This window comes from Streptomyces sp. NPDC003011 (assembly GCF_053591515.1).
The window spans coordinates 60898-79848 of the sequence record NZ_JBSFTY010000041.1 but is presented as its reverse complement, the minus strand read 5'-3'; the positions used below and the strand labels follow the sequence as shown (position 1 = coordinate 79848).

Below are 18951 nucleotides of genomic sequence, written 5' to 3'. Positions count from 1 at the left end.
AAACGCCCGGTTACATTCCGAACCCGGAAGCTAAGCCTTACAGCGCCGATGGTACTGCAGGGGGGACCCTGTGGGAGAGTAGGACGCCGCCGAACAATTCTTCAAAGGGTTGGACCCTGAACTTCGGTTCAGGGTCCAACCCTTTTTTGTTCTGCGTCACTTGAAGTTCACGTTGTGCAACCAGCATCCGAAGCATGGGTACTGCTGCAATGCTCAGGGCCGCCGGCGTCGGAGCCGGTGACGAGGTCGTCGTACCGGCCTTCGGGAACGTGGAGGTCGCCGAGGCCGTCGTGCTGGCCGGGGCGCTTCCGGTGTTCGCCGACATCGACCCGCTCACGTACTGCCTCGATCCGTCCGCCGTGGAGGCGGTCGTGACACCGCGGACGTCCGCCGTGGTCGTCGTACACCGCTTCGGGCGGCCGGCGGACATGGCGGGCCTGCTCGGGGTCGGGGAGCGGCACGGGCTGCTGGTGCTGCAGGAAGGGGAGTCCACGGCGCCGTACGACGAGGTCGCCCAGCGCAGGCAGCGGGCCGGCTATCTCGATGGGAAGCTGCGGGGGGTGCGCACGCCTGAGAGCGTTGTCGGACACACCTATCAGCAGTACGTCGTCCGTGTCCCGGGGAACGGGCGGCCGGACCGGGACGCCTTCGCCCGGGCCGTGCGGGCCCGGGGTGTCGAGTGCCGGGTGCCGGTGAAGACGCCCGTGCACCGGCTGCCGGAGTTCCGGCGGTGTGTGTCGCTGCCGGAGACCGAGCGGGCCGCTGACCAGACGCTGGCGCTGCCGGTGCACGCCTCTTTGACGAGGCGGGAGATGCATCGGATCGTGGGCGCGTGCAATGCGCTCGGAGGACTGCTGCAGCCCGCCTTTTGACGGCCTTGCGGTCTGGCGAGCGCAGTTGGGAGCACGGGTCCGTTCGGGGTATGATCTATCCCGTTGCCGCAGGGGAAATCCCGCAAGGCGACCGGCCCCTATAGCTCAGTCGGTAGAGCGTCTCCATGGTAAGGAGAAGGTCAACGGTTCGATTCCGTTTGGGGGCTCCAGACAAAAGGCCCTCACCCTTTCGGGTGGGGGCCTTTCGCATGTCCGCTGTCAGTCCTTCGGGAGGCCGAGGACGCGCATCGCCAGGATCGCCATGTCGTCGGAGGGGGCGTCCGAGGCGAAGCGCTCCACGGCGCGCATGATGCGGGCCGCCACCGCTCCCGCCGTGAGGCCCGTGCAGGTCGTGAGGACGTCCGCGAGGCCGTCGTCGCCCAGCATGCGGGTGCCCTCGCGGCGTTCGGTGACGCCGTCCGTGACACACAGGAGGACATCGCCGGGATCGAGCGTGACGTTCTGCTCGTACAGCTCCAGGTCGTCCATGACGCCGAGGAGCGGCTGGGGTTCGGCGGCCGGTTCGACCGTGCCGTCCTGGCGCAGGCGGAGCGGGAGGGGGTGGCCGGCGCAGACCACCTTCAGTTGGGCGCTGCCGTCCTCCTGAGGCCACAACTCGCCGTACAGGAGCGTCAGGAAGCGGCTGCGGGCGCCCTCGTCGAGGATCGCGGAGTTCAGGCGCTCCAGGACCGCCGGGCCGCTCAGGCCCTCGCGGGCCAGCAACCTCAGCGCGTGGCGGGCCAGGCCCGTGACCGCCGCCGCGTTCGGGCCCGTACCGCAGACGTCGCCGATGGCGAAGCCGTAGGCGCCGTCGCGGATGGGGAACACGTCGTAGAAGTCGCCGCCGACTTCGTTGCCTTCGCCGGCCGCGCGGTAGATGACCTCTACCTCGACGCCCTCGATCACCGGGAGCTCGGGCGGCAGGAGGCTGCGCTGGAGGGACTGGCTGATGGCCGTGCGCTCGGAGTAGAGGCGGGCGTTGTCGAGGGCGAGGGCGGCCCGGCGGCTCAAGTCCTCGGCCAGTTCCAGGATTTCCTGGCGGAAGTGTTCGTCGGTGGGCTTGCCCAGGGTCAGCATGCCGATGACCCGGTTGCGGGCCACGAGCGGCAGGACGACGGTCTCGCCGCCCACCGCCGACGCCGTGGCGAGCGTGGGGCCGATGCCCGAGGCGAGCTGGCGGGTCGGCCCGCCGTTCAGGCCCAGGCTGCGCATGGAGCTGCGCAGGGCCGCCTGGTGGGCCGCCTCGCCGGGCGCCGACCAGACACGGGCGCCGGGGGTCGGGACCGGATCCGGCGGGGGGACCTTCGAGAGCAGGGACTTGATGCCGTCGATCAGTTCCTCGTCCTCGTGCAGGACGTACGACAGATACGGATCGGAGGCCTGGTCGGCGATCGTGTAGACCGCGCACCAGGTGGCCAGGGTCGGGACCGTCATCTGGGCCATCAGGGCGAGGGTCTGGTCGCGGTCCAGGGTGCCGGCCAGCAGGTCGGAGGCCTCGACGAGGAAGCTCAGGGAGCCTCGGCGCAGGCGTTCGAGTTCGCCGAGGCGGGCGGACTCCACCGCCAGCGCGATGCGGTCGGCGGCGAACTGCAGGCGCAGGGCCTCCTCGTTCGAGTACCTGCCCGGGGCCTCCGCCGCGACACCGAGGGAGCCCGTGAGACGGCCCTCCACCTTCAGGGGGACCGTGACGACCGAGCGCATGCCGGTGCCGCTGAGCAGCGGTACGGCGCCCGGGACGGCCGTGAGGTCGTCATGGACGGCCGGCATGCGGGCCGAGCCGTAGCGGCCGGGGCCCGCCTCGACGGGGACGCGGGCGAAGCGCTGGCGGGCGGAGGGCAGGCCGGTGGAGGCGCGGACCTCCAACTCGGTTTCGTCGTCGGTGGCCAGCAGCAGGAACGCGGAGTCGGCGTCGAGCATGTCGCGGGCGCGTTCCACCGTGCGCTGGAGGAGGCCGTCGAGGTCGTCCGGGGCAGGGGAGCCGATGAACACCTCGAAGGGGTCGGTGCTCTGGCCGTCGGAGGTGGTGGACGTGTCGGAGGAGGGGACCCTGAGCGGCGTCTGCAGGACGGCGCGTTCGTGGTCGCGGACCAGGAGGCAGACCGTGGACGGCTCGCCGGTCGTGTCGCGCACGCGCAGGTGGGAGGCGTATACGGAGGTGACGCGACCGCTCGCGTCCCTGATGCCGTAACTGCCCTCCCAGCGGGAGAGCTGGAGGGCCTCCACGATGCCGGTGCTGGTGCCGGGGGTGTGCGGCCAGGCGGCGAGGTCGGTCAGGGGCTTGCCGATGACCTGCTCGGCGGCGTAGCCGAAGAGTTCCTCGCCGTCCTCGTTCCAGGACGTGATGGCGCCCGTACGGTCGATCTGGACGACGGCGACGCGGACGCGGCCGTCGGCGAGCGGCAGGAGGTCGACGGGCAGGGACGGGCCCGCGGCGCGGGTGCCCACCGGACGCTCGGGAAGGTCGAGTTGGAACCAGACCTGTTTGTTGGTGGGCGTGTACTCCACGCCCCAGCGGTTCGCCAGCGCCGCGCACAGCTGGAGACCGCGGCCGCCCTCGCGGTCGAGGTTGCCCATGTCGACGGCCTGGCCCTGGAGCGGGATCTCGCGCTCCGGATAGTGGTCGGCCACCTCGATCCGTACGCCGTCGTCACTGCGCAGGCACAGGACGTCCGCGGAGGTGCCCGCGTGCACCACGGCGTTCGTCACCAGTTCGCTGGTGAGGACGACGGCGTCGTCGATGATGTCGGCGAAACCCCAGCCCTGGAGGGTGTCGCGGACGAAGGAGCGGGCGCTCGCGACCGATCGCCCGACGGGCTCGAAGCTGGCGGCCGCGCGCGCGGTGATCACTGAACTCCTCGGCCGGTTGTCGACGTGCAGGGCTGCGGGGCCGGCCGGCTCGTGCCGCTGCTGCGGCAGGACGCCCGTCGGCCGGGGGTCCGGGGGCTGTCCCCCAGGGATCAGTCCGGTGGTCATGTGTGCGGCCGCCCCTCCGATGCCCGCTCGTTCTCGTGCCACCGCCCAGGCCGGACGGACCGGCGTGGCTGGACAGCCGCATGCAAGGTTACTTACCTTCCCCGTCCATGCGGATGCCGGTCACCAGTGTTTCCGTCGGAGGGTGTGCGGACGATGTGCGAAGCTGCCGAACTGTTATGGCCTGGTTCAGCCAGGGTGAAACACTGGGCAAGCTTCCGGTGAAGGTACTGGCAGGCTGAGTGCGATGTGCACACGGTGGGCAGCAGCCCCTGGCGCGGTCTGACAGCGTGGGCAGGATTGCCCAGCGGTAACTGGTACGCCGAGCAGCAGTTCCGAGCACAGCAGTAACGGTCGACCCCTGCGGGAGGGACACAGTGGAGTCTGGCGCAGCGACGCGGGGCACTAAGACGCGTGCGAAAGGCGGACAGTCCCCGAGTAACCGGCGCGAGACGCGCGGAGGGACCACTGAGGTGGACACGGCTTCCCTGAACCGACTGCTGGTGGCCCTCGTGGCGATGCGCGACGGGAACTTCCGAAAGCGGCTCACGGTCTCCGGCGACGGCGTGATGTCGGAGATTGCCGCGGTTTTCAACGAGGTGGCTGACCGCAATCTCCATTTGACGGGAGAATTGTCACGCGTGCGGCGCATGGTGGGGCGTGAGGGAAAACTCACGGAGCGGCTGGAAACAGGCGCCTCCGAGGGCTCCTGGGCGGCCGCCATCGACGCCTCGAACGCATTGGTCGACGATCTCGTGCGCCCTGTCTCCGAGGTCAGCCGGGTGCTGTCCGCGGTGGCGGAGGGCGATCTGTCGCCGCGTATGGAACTGCGGACACAGGCGCCGGACGGCACCGGGCATCCGTTGCGCGGGGAGTTCCTGAAGGTCGGGCGGACCGTCAACAACCTGGTCGACCAGTTGTCGACGTTCACCGACGAGGTCACGCGGGTGGCCAGCGAGGTGGGGACCGAGGGCAAGCTGGGCGGACAGGCCCGGGTGCGTGGTATGTCGGGTTCGTGGAAGGACCTGACCGAGTCCGTCAACACGATGGCGTACCGGCTGACGGCTCAGGTGCGGGACATCGCGCTGGTGACGACGGCGGTCGCCAAGGGTGACTTGTCCCGGAAGGTCACGGTTCACGTCGCCGGCGAGATGCTGGAGCTGAAGAACACCGTCAACACGATGGTGGACCAGCTGTCGTCGTTCTCCTCCGAGGTGACGCGCGTCGCACGCGAGGTCGGCGTCGAGGGCGAGCTGGGCGGTCAGGCGCAGGTCCCCGGTGTGGCCGGTGTGTGGAAGGACCTCACCGATTCGGTGAACCTGATGGCCGGCAACCTGACGGCCCAGGTGCGCGGGATCTCCCAGGTGACGACCGCGGTCGCCAGCGGTGACCTGTCGCAGAAGGTGACGGTCTCGGCGCGTGGCGAGGTCGCGCAGCTCGCCGACACGATCAACCAGATGACCGAGACGCTGCGCACGTTCGCCGACGAGGTCACACGGGTGGCCAACGAGGTCGGCGCGGAGGGGCGGCTCGGCGGGCAGGCGAACGTGCCGGGTGCGGCGGGAACCTGGAAGGACCTCACCGATTCGGTGAACACGGTCTTCCGGAACCTCACCATCCAGGTGCGGGACATCGCCGCCGTGACGACGGCCGTGGCCAGCGGTGACCTGTCCCAGAAGGTCACCGTGGACGTGGCCGGCGAGATGCTGGAGCTGAAGAACACCGTCAACGGGATGGTGGACCAGCTGTCCGCGTTCGGTGCCGAAGTGACGCGCGTGGCGCGCGAGGTCGGTGTCGAGGGTGAGCTCGGCGGCCAGGCGCAGGTGTCCGGGGCCGCCGGTACGTGGAAGGACCTCACGGACTCCGTCAACACCGCGTTCCGCAATCTCACCGGACAGGTGAGGAACATCGCCCAGGTCACGACGGCCGTGGCGAACGGTGACCTGTCCCAGAAGGTCACGGTGGACGTCTCCGGCGAGATGCTCCAGCTGAAGAACACCGTGAACACGATGGTGGACCAGCTGTCGGCCTTCGCCGACCAGGTGACGCGAATGGCCCGGGACGTGGGCACCGAGGGCCGGCTCGGCGGTCAGGCCGTGGTGCCGGGGGTGTCCGGTACGTGGAAGGAGCTCACCGACTCCGTCAACTTCATGGGCGGCAACCTCACCTCGCAGGTGCGGCAGATCGCACAGGTGACGACGGCGGTGGCCCGGGGTGACCTGTCGCAGAAGATCGACGTCGACGCGCGCGGCGAGATCCTGGAGCTGAAGAACACCATCAACACGATGGTGGACCAGCTGTCCGCCTTCGCCGACCAGGTGACCCGGGTGGCCCGCGAGGTGGGCACCGAGGGCCGGCTCGGCGGTCAGGCGCAGGTGCCCGGTGTCGCCGGTGTGTGGCGCGACCTCACCGACTCGGTGAACGGCATGGCGTCCAACCTGACCGGCCAGGTGCGCAACATCGCGCAGGTCGCCACGGCGGTGGCCCGGGGTGACCTGTCCCAGAAGATCACCGTGGACGCGCGCGGCGAGATCCTGGAGCTGAAGAACACCCTGAACACGATGGTGGACCAGCTGTCGTCGTTCGCCGAGGAGGTCACCCGGGTCGCCCGTGAGGTGGGTACGGAGGGCATCCTCGGCGGTCAGGCGGAGGTGCAGGGTGTCTCCGGCACCTGGAAGGACCTCACGCAGTCCGTGAACTTCATGGCGAACAACCTGACCATCCAGGTGCGCAACATCGCCGAGGTCACGACGGCCGTCGCCAAGGGCGACCTGTCGAAGAAGATCACCGTCGACGCGCGGGGCGAGATCCTCGAACTCGTCACCACGGTCAACACGATGGTCGACCAGTTGTCGTCGTTCGCCGAGCAGGTGACCCGGGTGGCCCGCGAGGTGGGCACCGAGGGCCAGCTGGGCGGTCAGGCGCGGGTGCCCGGTGTCACGGGCATCTGGAAGGACCTCAGCGACAACGTGAACCTGATGGCCAACAACCTGACCGTGCAGGTGCGCAACATCTCCCAGGTGGCCGCCGCGGTGGCCAACGGCGACCTGACACGGACGGTGACCATCGAGGCGCGCGGTGAGGTCGCGCAGCTCGCGGACACCTTCAACACCATGGTGAAGACGCTGAGCTCGTTCGCCGACCAGGTCACCAAGGTGGCCCGTGAGGTGGGCACGGACGGCATCCTGGGCGGTCAGGCGCGGGTGCCGGGTGTGGCGGGCACGTGGAAGGACCTCACCGAGTCGGTGAACCAGATGGCGTCCAACCTGACCGGCCAGGTGCGCAACATCGCCATGGTGACGACCGCCATCGCCAAGGGCGACCTGACGAAGAAGATCGACATCGACGCCCGGGGGGAGATCCTCGAGCTCAAGACGACGATCAATACGATGGTGGACCAGCTGTCGTCGTTCGCCGAGGAGGTCACCCGGGTGGCCCGCGAGGTGGGCACGGAAGGCCAGCTGGGCGGTCAGGCGCGGGTGCGGGACGTCGACGGCACCTGGCGCGACCTCACCGAGTCGGTGAACGAGATGGCCGGGAACCTGACCCGGCAGGTGCGCGCCATCGCGCGCGTGGCGACCGCGGTGACCCGCGGTGACCTGAACCTGAAGATCGACGTGGACGCGTCCGGGGAGATCCAGGAGCTCCAGGACTACATCAACAAGATGATCGCCAACCTGCGCGACACCACGATCGCCAACAAGGAGCAGGACTGGCTCAAGGGCAACCTGGCCCGCATCTCCGCGCTGATGCAGGGCCGCCGCGACCTGGCGGACGTGGCCTCGCTGATCATGAGCGAGCTGACGCCGGTGGTGTCCGCGCAGCACGGCGCGTTCTTCCTCGCGATGCCCCTGCTCGACGGCAAGGACATGAGCGCCGAGAGCGAGGACGCGTACGAGCTGCGCATGCTCGGGTCGTACGGCTACTCGATGGGCTCCATGCCGTCCTCGTTCCGGCCGGGTGAGGCGCTGATCGGGACGGCCGCCCAGGAGAAGCGCACGATCCTCGTGGAGAACGCGCCCAGCGGCTATCTGAAGATCTCCTCCGGGCTCGGAGAGGCGCCGCCCGCGCAGGTGATCGTCCTGCCGGTGCTGTTCGAGGGCAAGGTGCTCGGAGTCATCGAGCTGGCCTCCTTCACCCCGTTCACGCAGATCCAGAAGGACTTCCTCAACCAGATCGCCGAGATGATCGCGACCAGCGTCAACACCATCTCCGTCAACACCAAGACGGAGGTGCTGCTGAAGCAGTCGCAGGAGCTGACCGAGCAACTGCGGGAACGGTCGGCCGAGTTGGAGAACCGGCAGAAGGCCCTCCAGGCGTCCAACGCCGAACTGGAGGAGAAGGCGGAGCTGCTGGCCCAGCAGAACCGTGACATCGAGGTGAAGAACACCGAGATCGAGGAGGCGCGGCAGGTCCTGGAGGAGCGCGCCGAGCAGCTCGCCGTGTCGATGCGCTACAAGAGCGAGTTCCTCGCCAACATGTCGCACGAACTGCGGACGCCGCTCAACTCGCTGCTGATCCTGGCCAAGCTGCTCGCCGACAACGCCGAGGGGAATCTCTCCCCGAAGCAGGTCGAGTTCGCCGAAACGATCCACGGTGCCGGTTCCGACCTGCTCCAGCTGATCAACGACATCCTGGACCTGTCGAAGGTCGAGGCGGGCAAGATGGACGTCTCGCCGACCCGTATCGCGCTGGTCCAGCTCGTGGACTACGTGGAGGCCACCTTCCGGCCACTGACCGCGGAGAAGGGCCTCGACCTGTCGGTGCGGGTGTCGCCGGAGCTGCCCGCCACGCTGCACACCGACGAGCAGCGGCTGCTCCAGGTCCTGCGCAACCTGTTGTCCAACGCGGTGAAGTTCACCGACTCCGGGGCCGTCGAGCTGGTCATCCGGCCCGCCGGGCGGGAGGTGCCGATGGCGATCCGCGAGCAGCTGCTGGAGACGGGTTCGCTGCGCGACCCGAACGCCGGCCTGATCGCGTTCTCCGTGACGGACACCGGCATCGGGATCGCGGCCAGCAAGATGCGGGTGATCTTCGAGGCGTTCAAGCAGGCGGACGGGACGACGAGTCGCAAGTACGGCGGTACCGGCCTCGGGCTGTCGATCTCGCGGGAGATCGCCCAGCTGCTCGGCGGTGAGATCCACGCCCAGAGCGAGCCGGGACGGGGATCGACGTTCACGCTGTATCTGCCGCTGCACCCGAGCGAACTGCCCGCGCAGGGCTATCACCAGCTCGCGCCCGCCCTGGAGGCAGGAGACCCGGTGGCGTCCGCCTCGGGGCGGCAGGAACCGGCGGAGCTGTCCGACGTGGAGGCGGAGACGCCGGCCGAGGTGACCTCGTACCGGGAGACGCAGAACGGTGCCGCCGCGCTCTTCCGGCGCCGTCGCCGGCCCGTACAGGAGATCGAACAGCGGCACGCGCAGCTGGAGGGGTGGCCGACGGCCACGGAGCAGGAGACGGCGCCCAAGCCGCGCCGCGGCATCCGGTTCGGCGGGGAGAAGGTGCTGATCGTCGACGACGACATCCGCAACGTGTTCGCGCTGACCAGCGTCCTCGAACAGCACGGACTGTCCGTGCTGTACGCCGAGAACGGCCGTGAGGGCATCGAGGTCCTGGAGCAGCACGACGACGTGGCGGTCGTCCTGATGGACATCATGATGCCCGAGATGGACGGGTACGCGACGACCACGGCGATCCGCAGGATGCCGCAGTTCGCCGGGCTGCCGATCATCGCGCTGACCGCGAAGGCGATGAAGGGCGACCGGGAGAAGGCGATCGAGTCGGGCGCCTCCGACTACGTCACCAAGCCGGTCGACCCCGATCACCTGCTGGCGGTGATGGAGCAGTGGATGCGGGGGGAGTGACGATCCGGGGAGGGCTGCGAGGGGAGTGACGACCCGGGAGAGCGACGACGCGGGGGAAGTGGCGGTAACGGTCGGGCTTTGTTCAGACTTCGTGTCGATGCGGCGGGAACCTTCGACGGGTGAGCGGAGTTGCTGACTCTGAGTGGTGGAGGTCGTGTAGAAGCACGGGATTCGGGGAACCTTCTGGTCTTCCACCGCGTTTCTGCTACGTGCACAGTGACATCGCGGTGACAGGGTGTGGCGACAGGCGGGGTGCGGCTACGATGACCGGCACAAGGACGGGCGGCGCAAGGGAGCCGTCCCCGGGGACGGCGCCGGACGGTGTCACCCCCAGTCCTGCGGACAGGGGAGGCCCCACGCCGGGGCGAGGAGGGCGGGCCATGGTGCAGAAGGCCAAGATCCTCCTGGTCGATGACCGGCCGGAGAATCTGCTGGCGCTGGAGGCCATTCTCTCCGCGCTCGATCAGACGCTGGTGCGGGCATCGTCCGGGGAGGAAGCGCTCAAAGCACTGCTCACGGACGACTTCGCGGTGATTCTGCTGGATGTCCAGATGCCGGGCATGGACGGTTTCGAAACGGCCGCGCACATCAAGCGGCGGGAGCGGACCCGGGACATCCCGATCATCTTCCTCACCGCGATCAACCACGGACCGCACCACACCTTCCGCGGGTACGCGGCGGGTGCGGTCGACTACATCTCCAAGCCCTTCGATCCCTGGGTGCTGCGCGCGAAGGTCTCCGTCTTCGTTGAGCTGTACATGAAGAACTGTCAGCTGCGGGAGCAGGCCGCACTGCTGCGGCTCCAGCTGGAGGGCGGTGGCGGCAAGGCCGCGGCCGGCGAGGCCAAGGAGCCCGCGGGACTGCTCGCCGAACTGTCGGCGCGGCTCGCGGCCGTCGAGGAGCAGGCCGAAGCGCTGTCCAAGCAACTGGACGACGACTCCGCCGACGCGGCGGCGGTGGCCACGGCGGCCCATCTCGAACGCAAACTCACCGGGTTGCGGCGCGCACTGGACGCCCTGGAGCCGGGCACGGGGAGTTCTCCCTCGGTGTCCTCGCAGAACTGACCGCGCCGCGCAAACCGTCGCCTGACCCCCCGTACGACCGCGGACGTCGTCGCCATGTCCTGTGCCGGGCGGCGTCGCGCATGAGCGGGTGTCAGTTCGGCGCCCTCGTAAGAGCGACACGAACGGGTGAAGCAGTAAGCACACGTGTCCGCTGTCGTCTCCACCGGTAACCTCACACCTATGGCCTCACGTCCCTCCGCAGCCAAGAAGCCCGCCAAGAAGGCGGCCGCTCCCGCGAAGGCTCCGGCGAAGAAGGCCGTGGCGAAAAAGGCCCCCGCGAAGAAGGCGCCCGCCAAAAGGGCCACGGCGAGGAAAGCCGCGCCTGCCCGACCGGCGCCCAGCCCCACCGGAGGCGTCTACCGGCTCGTGCGCGCCCTGTGGCTGGGCCTCGCGCACGCTGTCGGCGCGGTGTTCCGCGGCATAGGGCAGGGCGCGAGGAACCTCGACCCCGCCCACCGCAAGGACGGCGTGGCGCTGCTGCTGCTCGCCCTCGGGCTGATCGTCGCCGCCGGCACCTGGTCCAGCCTGCGCGGACCCGTCGGTGACCTCGTCGAGATGCTGGTCACCGGCGCCTTCGGGCGGCTCGACCTGCTGGTGCCGATACTGCTCGCGGTCATCGCCGTCCGGTTCATCCGCCACCCGGAGCAGCCCGAGGCCAACGGGCGCATCGTGATCGGTCTGTCCGCGCTCGTCGTCGGCGTGCTCGGCCAGGTCCACATCGCCTGCGGCTCGCCCGCCCGCAGCGGTGGCATGCAGGCGATAAGGGACGCCGGCGGCCTCATCGGCTGGGGTGCGGCGACCCCGCTGACGTACACCATGGGCGAGGTCCTCGCCGTGCCGCTGCTCGTGCTGCTCACGGTCTTCGGACTGCTCGTCGTCACGGCGACCCCGGTCAACGCCATCCCGCAGCGGCTGCGGCTGCTGGGAGTGAAGCTCGGCCTCGTGCACGATCCCGTCCACCAGGAGTTCGGCGAGTTCGCCGAGGACGACGAGCGCTACGACGACCAGTGGCGCGAGGCGCTGCCCGCCCGCACCCGCAGGCGCTCTCCCGCGCCGGCGGAGTACGACCCCGACAGCGCGGAGCAGGAGGCGCTCACCAAGCGCCGTGGCCGCCCCCGGCGTTCCGCCGTGCCGCAGCCCGACATGAACCGTCCGCGGGACGCCGTGGACGTCGCCGCGGCTGCCGCCGCCGCGCTCGACGGAGCCGTCCTGCACGGCATGCCGCCCTCGCCGGTCGTCGCTGACCTCACCCAGGGGGTGAGCGCGGGGGACCGCGAGGAGACGACGCCGACGCCCACGCCGACTGCCGTCCCGGCACCGGCCGCCAGGCCGCGGCAGGAGAAGCTCGACACGCCCCGCAAGGGGGAGGTCCGGGACCTCACGAAGGCCCCGCCCAGCGTGCCGCGCGAGCTGCCGGCGCGTGCCGAGCAGCTCCAGCTGTCCGGCGACATCACCTACGCGCTGCCCTCGCTCGACCTCCTCACGCGCGGGGGCCCCGGCAAGGCGCGCAGCGCCGCCAACGACGCCGTGGTCGCCTCGCTCACGAACGTCTTCACCGAGTTCAAGGTCGACGCCGCCGTCACCGGTTTCACGCGCGGACCGACGGTCACGCGCTACGAGGTGGAGCTGGGCCCCGCCGTGAAGGTCGAGCGGATCACGGCGCTCGCCAAGAACATCGCGTACGCCGTCGCCAGCCCGGACGTGCGGATCATCAGCCCGATCCCCGGCAAGTCGGCCGTCGGCATCGAGATCCCGAACACCGACCGGGAGATGGTCAACCTCGGTGACGTGCTGCGGCTGGCCCAGTCCGCGGAGGACGACGACCCGATGCTGGTCGCCTTCGGCAAGGACGTCGAGGGCGGCTATGTCATGCACTCGCTGGCGAAGATGCCGCACATACTGGTCGCCGGCGCCACCGGTTCCGGCAAGTCGTCCTGCATCAACTGTCTGATCACCTCGATCATGATGCGGGCGACACCCGAGGACGTCCGGATGATCCTGGTCGACCCCAAGCGCGTCGAGCTGACCGCCTACGAGGGCATCCCGCACCTGATCACGCCGATCATCACCAACCCCAAGCGGGCCGCCGAGGCGCTCCAGTGGGTCGTACGGGAGATGGACCTGCGGTACGACGACCTCGCGGCGTACGGCTATCGCCACATCGACGACTTCAACCGCGCGGTGCGTGAGGGCAAGGTCAAGCCTCCGGAGGGCAGTGAGCGCGAGCTCCAGCCGTACCCCTACCTGCTGGTGATCGTCGACGAGCTCGCCGACCTGATGATGGTCGCGCCGCGGGACGTCGAGGACTCCATCGTGCGCATCACGCAGCTCGCGCGCGCGGCCGGCATCCACCTGGTGCTCGCCACGCAGCGGCCGTCGGTCGACGTCGTCACCGGTCTGATCAAGGCGAACGTGCCCTCGCGGCTCGCCTTCGCCACCTCCTCGCTCGCCGACTCGCGGGTCATCCTCGACCAGCCCGGCGCCGAAAAACTGATCGGCAAGGGCGACGGGCTGTTCCTGCCGATGGGAGCCAACAAGCCCACCCGTATGCAGGGCGCCTTCGTGACCGAGGAGGAGGTCGCGGTCGTCGTCCAGCACTGCAAGGACCAGATGGCGCCGGTCTTCCGGGACGACGTCACCGTGGGCACCAAGCAGAAGAAGGAGATCGACGAGGAGATCGGCGACGACCTCGACCTGCTGTGCCAGGCGGCCGAGCTCGTGGTCTCCACCCAGTTCGGGTCCACCTCGATGCTCCAGCGCAAGCTGCGGGTCGGGTTCGCGAAGGCCGGCCGGCTCATGGACCTCATGGAGTCCCGGGGGATCGTCGGACCGACCGAAGGCTCGAAGGCGCGTGACGTTCTTGTGAAGCCCGACGAGTTGGACGGCGTGCTCGCGGTGATCCGCGGGGAGGCTTAAAGGGAGCCCCGGCCGGGTGGTCGATCGTGACTCACCCGTAAGGGATCATTGAGCAACCGTTTCCCTTCCGCGTACGTCAAGTTGAGGGAAGCGACAAGCTGCTGCCCCGCCATCGGCGTGTCCGGCCATACCGATGGCGTACAAAGTGCCACCGCCCGGTTGCCCCACCCTTTCGTACCCCCCCTAGACTGAACCTCCAGCACAGGCGGCTAAAACGCTCGAAAGGCGCCCCCGTGTCCATCGGCAACTCCCCTGAAGACGAGCGTCCGTTCGAAGACGACCGTGAGGAAGCCCGCCTCTCGATCGGTCGTGCCCTCCAGCAGGCACGTATCGCTGCCGGGCTGACCGTCGACGACGTCAGTTCCGCCACTCGGGTGCGCATCGCCATCGTGCACGCCATCGAGGCGGACGACTTCGGTCCGTGCGGCGGAGACGTATACGCCCGCGGGCACATCCGGACCCTGGCCAAGGCCGTCCGCCTCGACCCCGCCCCGCTGCTCGCCCAGTACGACGACGACCACGGCGGCCGCCCCGCCCCGACGCCGGCCGCACCCCTGTTCGAGGCGGAACGCATTCGTCCGGAGCGGCGCGGGCCCAACTGGACCGCGGCCATGGTCGCCGCGATCGTCGCCGTCGTCGGGTTCGTCGCGTTCACCGCGTTCAAGGGCGGCGACGACTCGGGCTCGACGCAGGTCGCCGAGGGCTCCGAGCCCTCGACCGGCACCAGCGCCTCGCCCACCCCCAAGAACGGCAAGCCCGAAGACACGAAGCCCGAGCCCTCGGACAGCGCCATCGCCGCCGCGCCGCTGGACAAGGTGACCGTCCAGGTCAGCGCCGCCGACGGAAAGAGCTGGATCTCGGCCAAGGACCACAACGGCCGGATCCTGTTCGACGGACTGCTCAAGCAGGGCGAGTCCAAGACCTTCCAGGACAACGAGAAGGTCAACCTCGTCCTCGGTGACGCGGGCGCGATCCAGCTCTATGTGAACGGCAAGGAGATCGAGAACAACTTCCAGCCGGGAGCCGTCGAGCGGCTCACCTACACCAAGGGCGACCCCCAGGTCGGCTAGGACGGGGTGCGCACGAACGGGGTTGGCCAAGATCGGCCAACCCCGTCGACGTGGGGTGTCAGCGGGACGAAGTAGTCTTGAGCCCATGCCTGAACGCCGTACCGTCGCACTCGTCACCCTTGGCTGCGCCCGTAACGAGGTGGACTCGGAGGAGCTCGCAGGCCGCTTGGAGGCGGACGGCTGGGCCCTCGTGGAGGACGCCGCGGACGCGGACGTCGCCGTCGTCAACACATGCGGCTTCGTCGAGGCCGCCAAGAAGGACTCCGTCGACGCCCTCCTGGAGGCCAACGACCTCAAGGGGCATGGCAGAACCCAGGCCGTCGTGGCGGTGGGCTGCATGGCCGAGCGCTACGGCAAGGATCTCGCCGCGGCGCTCCCCGAGGCCGACGGCGTGCTCGGCTTCGACGACTACGCCGACATCTCCGACCGCCTGCAGACCATCCTGAACGGCGGCATCCACGCCTCGCACACGCCGCGCGACCGGCGCAAGCTGCTCCCGATCAGCCCCGCCGAGCGGCAGGAGTCGGCCACGTCCGTCGCGCTGCCGGGGCACGGGCCGGGCGCGGTGGAGGCCGAGGCCGCTCCCGCCGACCTTCCGGAGGGGCTCGCTCCGGCCTCCGGCCCCCGCTCACCCCTGCGCCGCCGCCTGGACGGCGCCCCGGTCGCCTCCGTGAAGCTCGCCTCCGGCTGCGACCGGCGCTGCACCTTCTGCGCCATCCCCTCCTTCCGCGGTTCCTTCATCTCGCGGCGCCCCTCGGACGTCCTGAACGAAACGCGGTGGCTGGCCGAGCAGGGCGTCAAGGAGATCATGCTGGTCTCCGAGAACAACACGTCGTACGGCAAGGACCTGGGCGACATCCGCCTGCTGGAGTCCCTGCTGCCGGAGCTCGCCGAGATCGACGGCATCGAGCGGGTGCGCGTCAGCTACCTCCAGCCGGCCGAGATGCGGCCCGGGCTGATCGACGTCCTGACGTCGACGCCGAAGGTCGCGCCCTACTTCGACCTGTCCTTCCAGCACTCCGCGCCCGGCGTGCTGCGCGCGATGCGGCGCTTCGGCGACACCGACCGCTTCCTGGAACTGCTCGACACCATCCGGAGCAAGGCTCCTCAGGCGGGCGTGCGCTCCAACTTCATCGTGGGGTTCCCCGGCGAGACCGAGGACGACCTGGCCGAGCTGGAGCGCTTCCTGGAGGGCGCGAGGCTGGATGCCATCGGTGTCTTCGGGTACTCCGACGAGGAGGGCACGGAAGCGGCGACGTACGAGAACAAGCTGCACGAGGACGTCGTCGCGGAGCGGCTCGCCCGGGTCTCCCGGCTGGCCGAGGAACTCGTCTCGCAGCGGTCCGAGGAGCGCGTGGGCGAGACCGTGCACGTGCTCGTGGAGTCGGTGGACGACGAGGGTGTCTACGGCCGGGGCGAGCACCAGGCACCGGAGACGGACGGCCAGGTGCTGCTCACGAGCGGCGAAGGACTGAGCGTCGGTCGTATGGTCGAGGCGAAGGTGGTCGGTACGGAAGGTGTCGACCTGGTGGCCGAGCCGCTGCAGGGCTCGCTCGCGTGTAGTGAGGAGGCGGGCAGATGACCGGAGTCCCGGCGTCCGCCCCGGGTGGCCCCGCCGCACAGGGCGCGGCCACGGGTGCGGCGGCCTCGGGTGCCCCGTCCGCGTCCGGTGCCGCCTCCGACGCTGTCTCCGGCCTCTCGGGCGCCGCTGTCTCCGGTGTTTCGGCCGTCCCCGCCTCGCCCGGTGTTTCCGCTGTGTCCGGTGTTTCCGGCTCTCCTGGTGTCTCGGAAGCTGCCCGTGTCTCTGGTGAGGGTGACAGTGACGGTGATGGTGTCGGCGCCAGTGGTGCCGAGTCCGGTGCCAAGTCATTGCGAGGCGGGAAACTGGCGGCGGCGGCCGTCAACGAGGCCAGCGTCTGGAACATCGCCAATCTGCTGACCATGCTCCGGCTGCTCCTCGTGCCCGGCTTCGTCGCGCTGATGCTGGCCGACGGCGGCTACGACCCGGCGTGGCGCTCGTTCGCCTGGGCGGCCTTCGCCGTCGCCATGATCACCGACCTGTTCGACGGGCATCTGGCCCGGACGTACAACCTCGTCACCGACTTCGGGAAGATCGCCGACCCCATCGCCGACAAGGCGATCATGGGGGCGGCGCTGATCTGTCTGTCGGCGCTCGGTGATCTGCCGTGGTGGGTGACGGGCGTCATCCTCGGCCGGGAACTCGGGATCACGCTGTTGCGTTTTCTCGTCATCCGGTACGGCGTCATCCCGGCGAGCCGCGGCGGCAAGCTGAAGACCCTCATCCAGGGCGTGGCGGTCGGGATGTACGTCCTGGCGCTGACGGGGTGGCTGGCCACCTTGAGGTTCTGGGTGATGGCGGCGGCGGTCGTGCTGACCGTGCTGACCGGACTCGACTATGTGAGACAGGCCATTGTGCTGCGCCGGCAGGGAATCGCCGAGCGCAAGGCGGCGTTGGAGGAGACGGAAGCGTGAGTTCCGCGGCCACCGAAGTGGTACGACTACTCACGGTGAGGGGTGAGACGCTCGCTGTCGCCGAGTCGCTCACCGGAGGGCTGGTCGCGGCCGAGGTCACGGCGGTCCCCGGAGCGTCCCGGGTCTTCCGGGGCTCGGTGACCGCCTACGCCACCGAACTCAAGCATCGGCTGCTGGGTGTCGACGCCGCCTTGCTGGCGGAGCACGGAGCGGTGGATCCGCAGGTCGCGGCCCGGATGGCGGCCGGAGTGCGCACAGCGCTCGGCGCCGACTGGGGTATCGCGACCACCGGAGTCGCCGGCCCGGAACCGCAGGACGGCAAGCCCGTCGGAACGGTTTTCGTGGCTGTCGACGGGCCGGCCGCACCGGATTCCGGGGTACGCGGTGGCGAGAAAGTGACCGCACTGCGGTTGAACGGCGACCGTGCGGAAATTCGTATGGAGAGTGTACGGAGCGTACTCGCACTGCTCCTTGAGGAGCTTGTGAGCGAACAGACCGGAAATGAGCGGGCACAGGATACGGAACGGAACGGGGGGTTTTGATGTTTGCAGCCCTGAGTGAACACGACATCGCTCCCCGCACGGCCGCGGCGCAAGGCGGTACGGTGGGGCGAGAAGGATGCGGCTACGCGGTCCGAGGAGGGAGCCACCGATGATTCTGCTCCGTCGCCTGCTGGGTGACGTGCTGCGTCGGCAGCGCCAGCGCCAGGGCCGTACTCTGCGCGAAGTCTCCTCGTCCGCCCGAGTCTCACTCGGCTATCTCTCCGAGGTGGAGCGGGGGCAGAAGGAGGCTTCCTCCGAGCTGCTCTCCGCCATCTGCGACGCGCTGGACGTACGGATGTCCGAGCTCATGCGGGAAGTGAGCGACGAACTCGCTCTCGCCGAGCTGGCCCAGTCTGCTGCGGCCACTCCCAGCGGATCTGTGACCACGCAGGTTCGCCCGATGCTGGGTTCCGTCTCGGTGACCGGTGTGCCACCGGAACGGGTGACCATCAAGGCGCCCGCCGAAGCGGTGGACGTGGTTGCCGCGTGACGTCACGCGCGTGTTGTGCGTGACCTGACGACGCACTGAAGACGTGTGCGAGGCCCCGGCCGGGGGCTCTTCGGATGATCTGGGAACAGGTGGTCTGGAGAGGCGCCGGTCGGGGCTTTCGTGCATCGTGGACCAGGCGACCGGGTGAAGGCCGCGACCGTTTGCCGTCGGTGCGCCCTCCCCGCGGGTGAGGACGGCGGGTACGGCGGTACGGCGGTCTGGCGCCGGGTTGGAGGTGTGGAGGTACATGGCACGGCCGGCAGTGCGCTGGGGGGCTTGCGGGGTTCCCAGGCCGCGGGTGGGCTGGAGGGCCTGGGGTGCCTTCAGCGCGTGCCTGGGGCTGGGGGCGCTGTGGTGGTGGTCTGTGGTGCGGCTTGCGCTGTCGCCGGACGCGGGGGCACTGGAGGGGGCGGTCGCGGCCGGGGGGTGGGGGCTGAGTCTGCTGCCGGTGCACTGCGTGTCGAAGGCGCGGGCCGTCGGGGCGGTCGCGACGGGGAGGTGGGCGCGGGCCTGGCGCGGGGTCGGGGATCGGGCGGTGGTGCCGGGCGGGGATGGCGCGGGGTCGGCGGGTGGGGCTTCGGCGGACGCGGGCGGTGCTGTCAGGAGTGCGTCGGGTGGGCTGCGCCGGAAGTGAGGGGCGGGTTTCGCCGGCGGCGTTTGGCGGGGCTGC

10 protein-coding genes, 1 tRNA gene and 1 rRNA gene are annotated in these 18951 nt (G+C 69.7%); 11 read left to right on the top strand and 1 reads right to left on the bottom strand.

Annotated features, from left to right (window positions below; translation table 11 throughout):
* The 3 genes from rrf to ACWD0J_RS21970 form a co-directional block, all read left to right on the top strand.
* Positions 1-95: ribosomal RNA gene (gene rrf, locus ACWD0J_RS21980) — 5S ribosomal RNA — on the top strand; the annotation flags it as partial.
* Positions 96-209: 114 nt separating this feature from the next.
* Positions 210-872: a DegT/DnrJ/EryC1/StrS family aminotransferase gene (locus ACWD0J_RS21975; RefSeq protein WP_451497486.1), complete on the top strand. Its 663-nt coding sequence runs from the start codon at positions 210-212 to the stop codon at positions 870-872.
* 94 nt (positions 873-966) lie between these two features.
* Positions 967-1042: transfer RNA gene (locus ACWD0J_RS21970), tRNA-Thr, on the top strand.
* A 49-nt stretch (positions 1043-1091) separates the two neighbouring features.
* Here the strand turns inward: ACWD0J_RS21970 and ACWD0J_RS21965 are convergent.
* On the bottom strand, positions 1092-3845 hold the full coding sequence (locus ACWD0J_RS21965; protein WP_451497483.1) for a SpoIIE family protein phosphatase: 2754 nt from the start codon (positions 3843-3845) through the stop codon (positions 1092-1094).
* Between the two features lie 374 nt (positions 3846-4219).
* Here ACWD0J_RS21965 and ACWD0J_RS21960 point away from each other — a divergent pair, with 374 nt between their 5' ends.
* The 8 genes from ACWD0J_RS21960 (at position 4220) to ACWD0J_RS21925 (ending at position 18281) form a co-directional block, all read left to right on the top strand.
* Positions 4220-9706 (top strand): HAMP domain-containing protein, encoded by a 5487-nt coding sequence (locus tag ACWD0J_RS21960; protein WP_451497482.1) that lies wholly within the window; start codon positions 4220-4222, stop codon positions 9704-9706.
* Between the two features lie 380 nt (positions 9707-10086).
* Positions 10087-10770, top strand: a complete 684-nt coding sequence (locus ACWD0J_RS21955; RefSeq protein ID WP_451497481.1) for a response regulator — start codon at positions 10087-10089, stop codon at positions 10768-10770.
* A 180-nt stretch (positions 10771-10950) separates the two neighbouring features.
* Positions 10951-13686, top strand: coding sequence for a DNA translocase FtsK (locus tag ACWD0J_RS21950; RefSeq protein WP_451497480.1), 2736 nt, complete (start codon positions 10951-10953; stop codon positions 13684-13686).
* Between the two features lie 233 nt (positions 13687-13919).
* Positions 13920-14756 (top strand): helix-turn-helix domain-containing protein, encoded by an 837-nt coding sequence (locus ACWD0J_RS21945; protein ID WP_451497479.1) that lies wholly within the window; start codon positions 13920-13922, stop codon positions 14754-14756.
* 85 nt (positions 14757-14841) lie between these two features.
* The gene (gene rimO / locus ACWD0J_RS21940) at positions 14842-16338 is read left to right on the top strand and encodes a 30S ribosomal protein S12 methylthiotransferase RimO (RefSeq protein ID WP_451497478.1); all 1497 of its coding nucleotides are present in this window, start codon (positions 14842-14844) and stop codon (positions 16336-16338) included.
* Positions 16335-17249: a CDP-diacylglycerol--glycerol-3-phosphate 3-phosphatidyltransferase gene (pgsA, locus tag ACWD0J_RS21935; protein ID WP_451497477.1), complete on the top strand. Its 915-nt coding sequence runs from the start codon at positions 16335-16337 to the stop codon at positions 17247-17249. Before rimO ends, pgsA begins: the two co-directional genes overlap by 4 nt.
* On the top strand, positions 17246-17791 hold the full coding sequence (locus ACWD0J_RS21930; RefSeq protein WP_451497476.1) for a CinA family protein: 546 nt from the start codon (positions 17246-17248) through the stop codon (positions 17789-17791). Before pgsA ends, ACWD0J_RS21930 begins: the two co-directional genes overlap by 4 nt.
* Positions 17792-17900: 109 nt before the next feature.
* Positions 17901-18281: a helix-turn-helix domain-containing protein gene (locus ACWD0J_RS21925; protein WP_451497475.1), complete on the top strand. Its 381-nt coding sequence runs from the start codon at positions 17901-17903 to the stop codon at positions 18279-18281.
* Positions 18282-18951: the final 670 nt, after the last annotated feature.

What these genes read in the sequence shown, in the direction of transcription:
- ACWD0J_RS21975 (WP_451497486.1), top strand. Translation starts at nt 210, where the DNA reads ATGCTCAGGGCCGCCGGCGTCGGAGCCGGTGACGAGGTCGTCGTACCG.
- ACWD0J_RS21965 (WP_451497483.1), bottom strand. Translation starts at nt 3,845, where the DNA reads ATGACCACCGGACTGATCCCTGGGGGACAGCCCCCGGACCCCCGGCCG.
- ACWD0J_RS21955 (WP_451497481.1), top strand. Translation starts at nt 10,087, where the DNA reads ATGGTGCAGAAGGCCAAGATCCTCCTGGTCGATGACCGGCCGGAGAAT.
- ACWD0J_RS21950 (WP_451497480.1), top strand. Translation starts at nt 10,951, where the DNA reads ATGGCCTCACGTCCCTCCGCAGCCAAGAAGCCCGCCAAGAAGGCGGCC.
- rimO (WP_451497478.1), top strand. Translation starts at nt 14,842, where the DNA reads ATGCCTGAACGCCGTACCGTCGCACTCGTCACCCTTGGCTGCGCCCGT.
- pgsA (WP_451497477.1), top strand. Translation starts at nt 16,335, where the DNA reads ATGACCGGAGTCCCGGCGTCCGCCCCGGGTGGCCCCGCCGCACAGGGC.
- ACWD0J_RS21925 (WP_451497475.1), top strand. Translation starts at nt 17,901, where the DNA reads ATGATTCTGCTCCGTCGCCTGCTGGGTGACGTGCTGCGTCGGCAGCGC.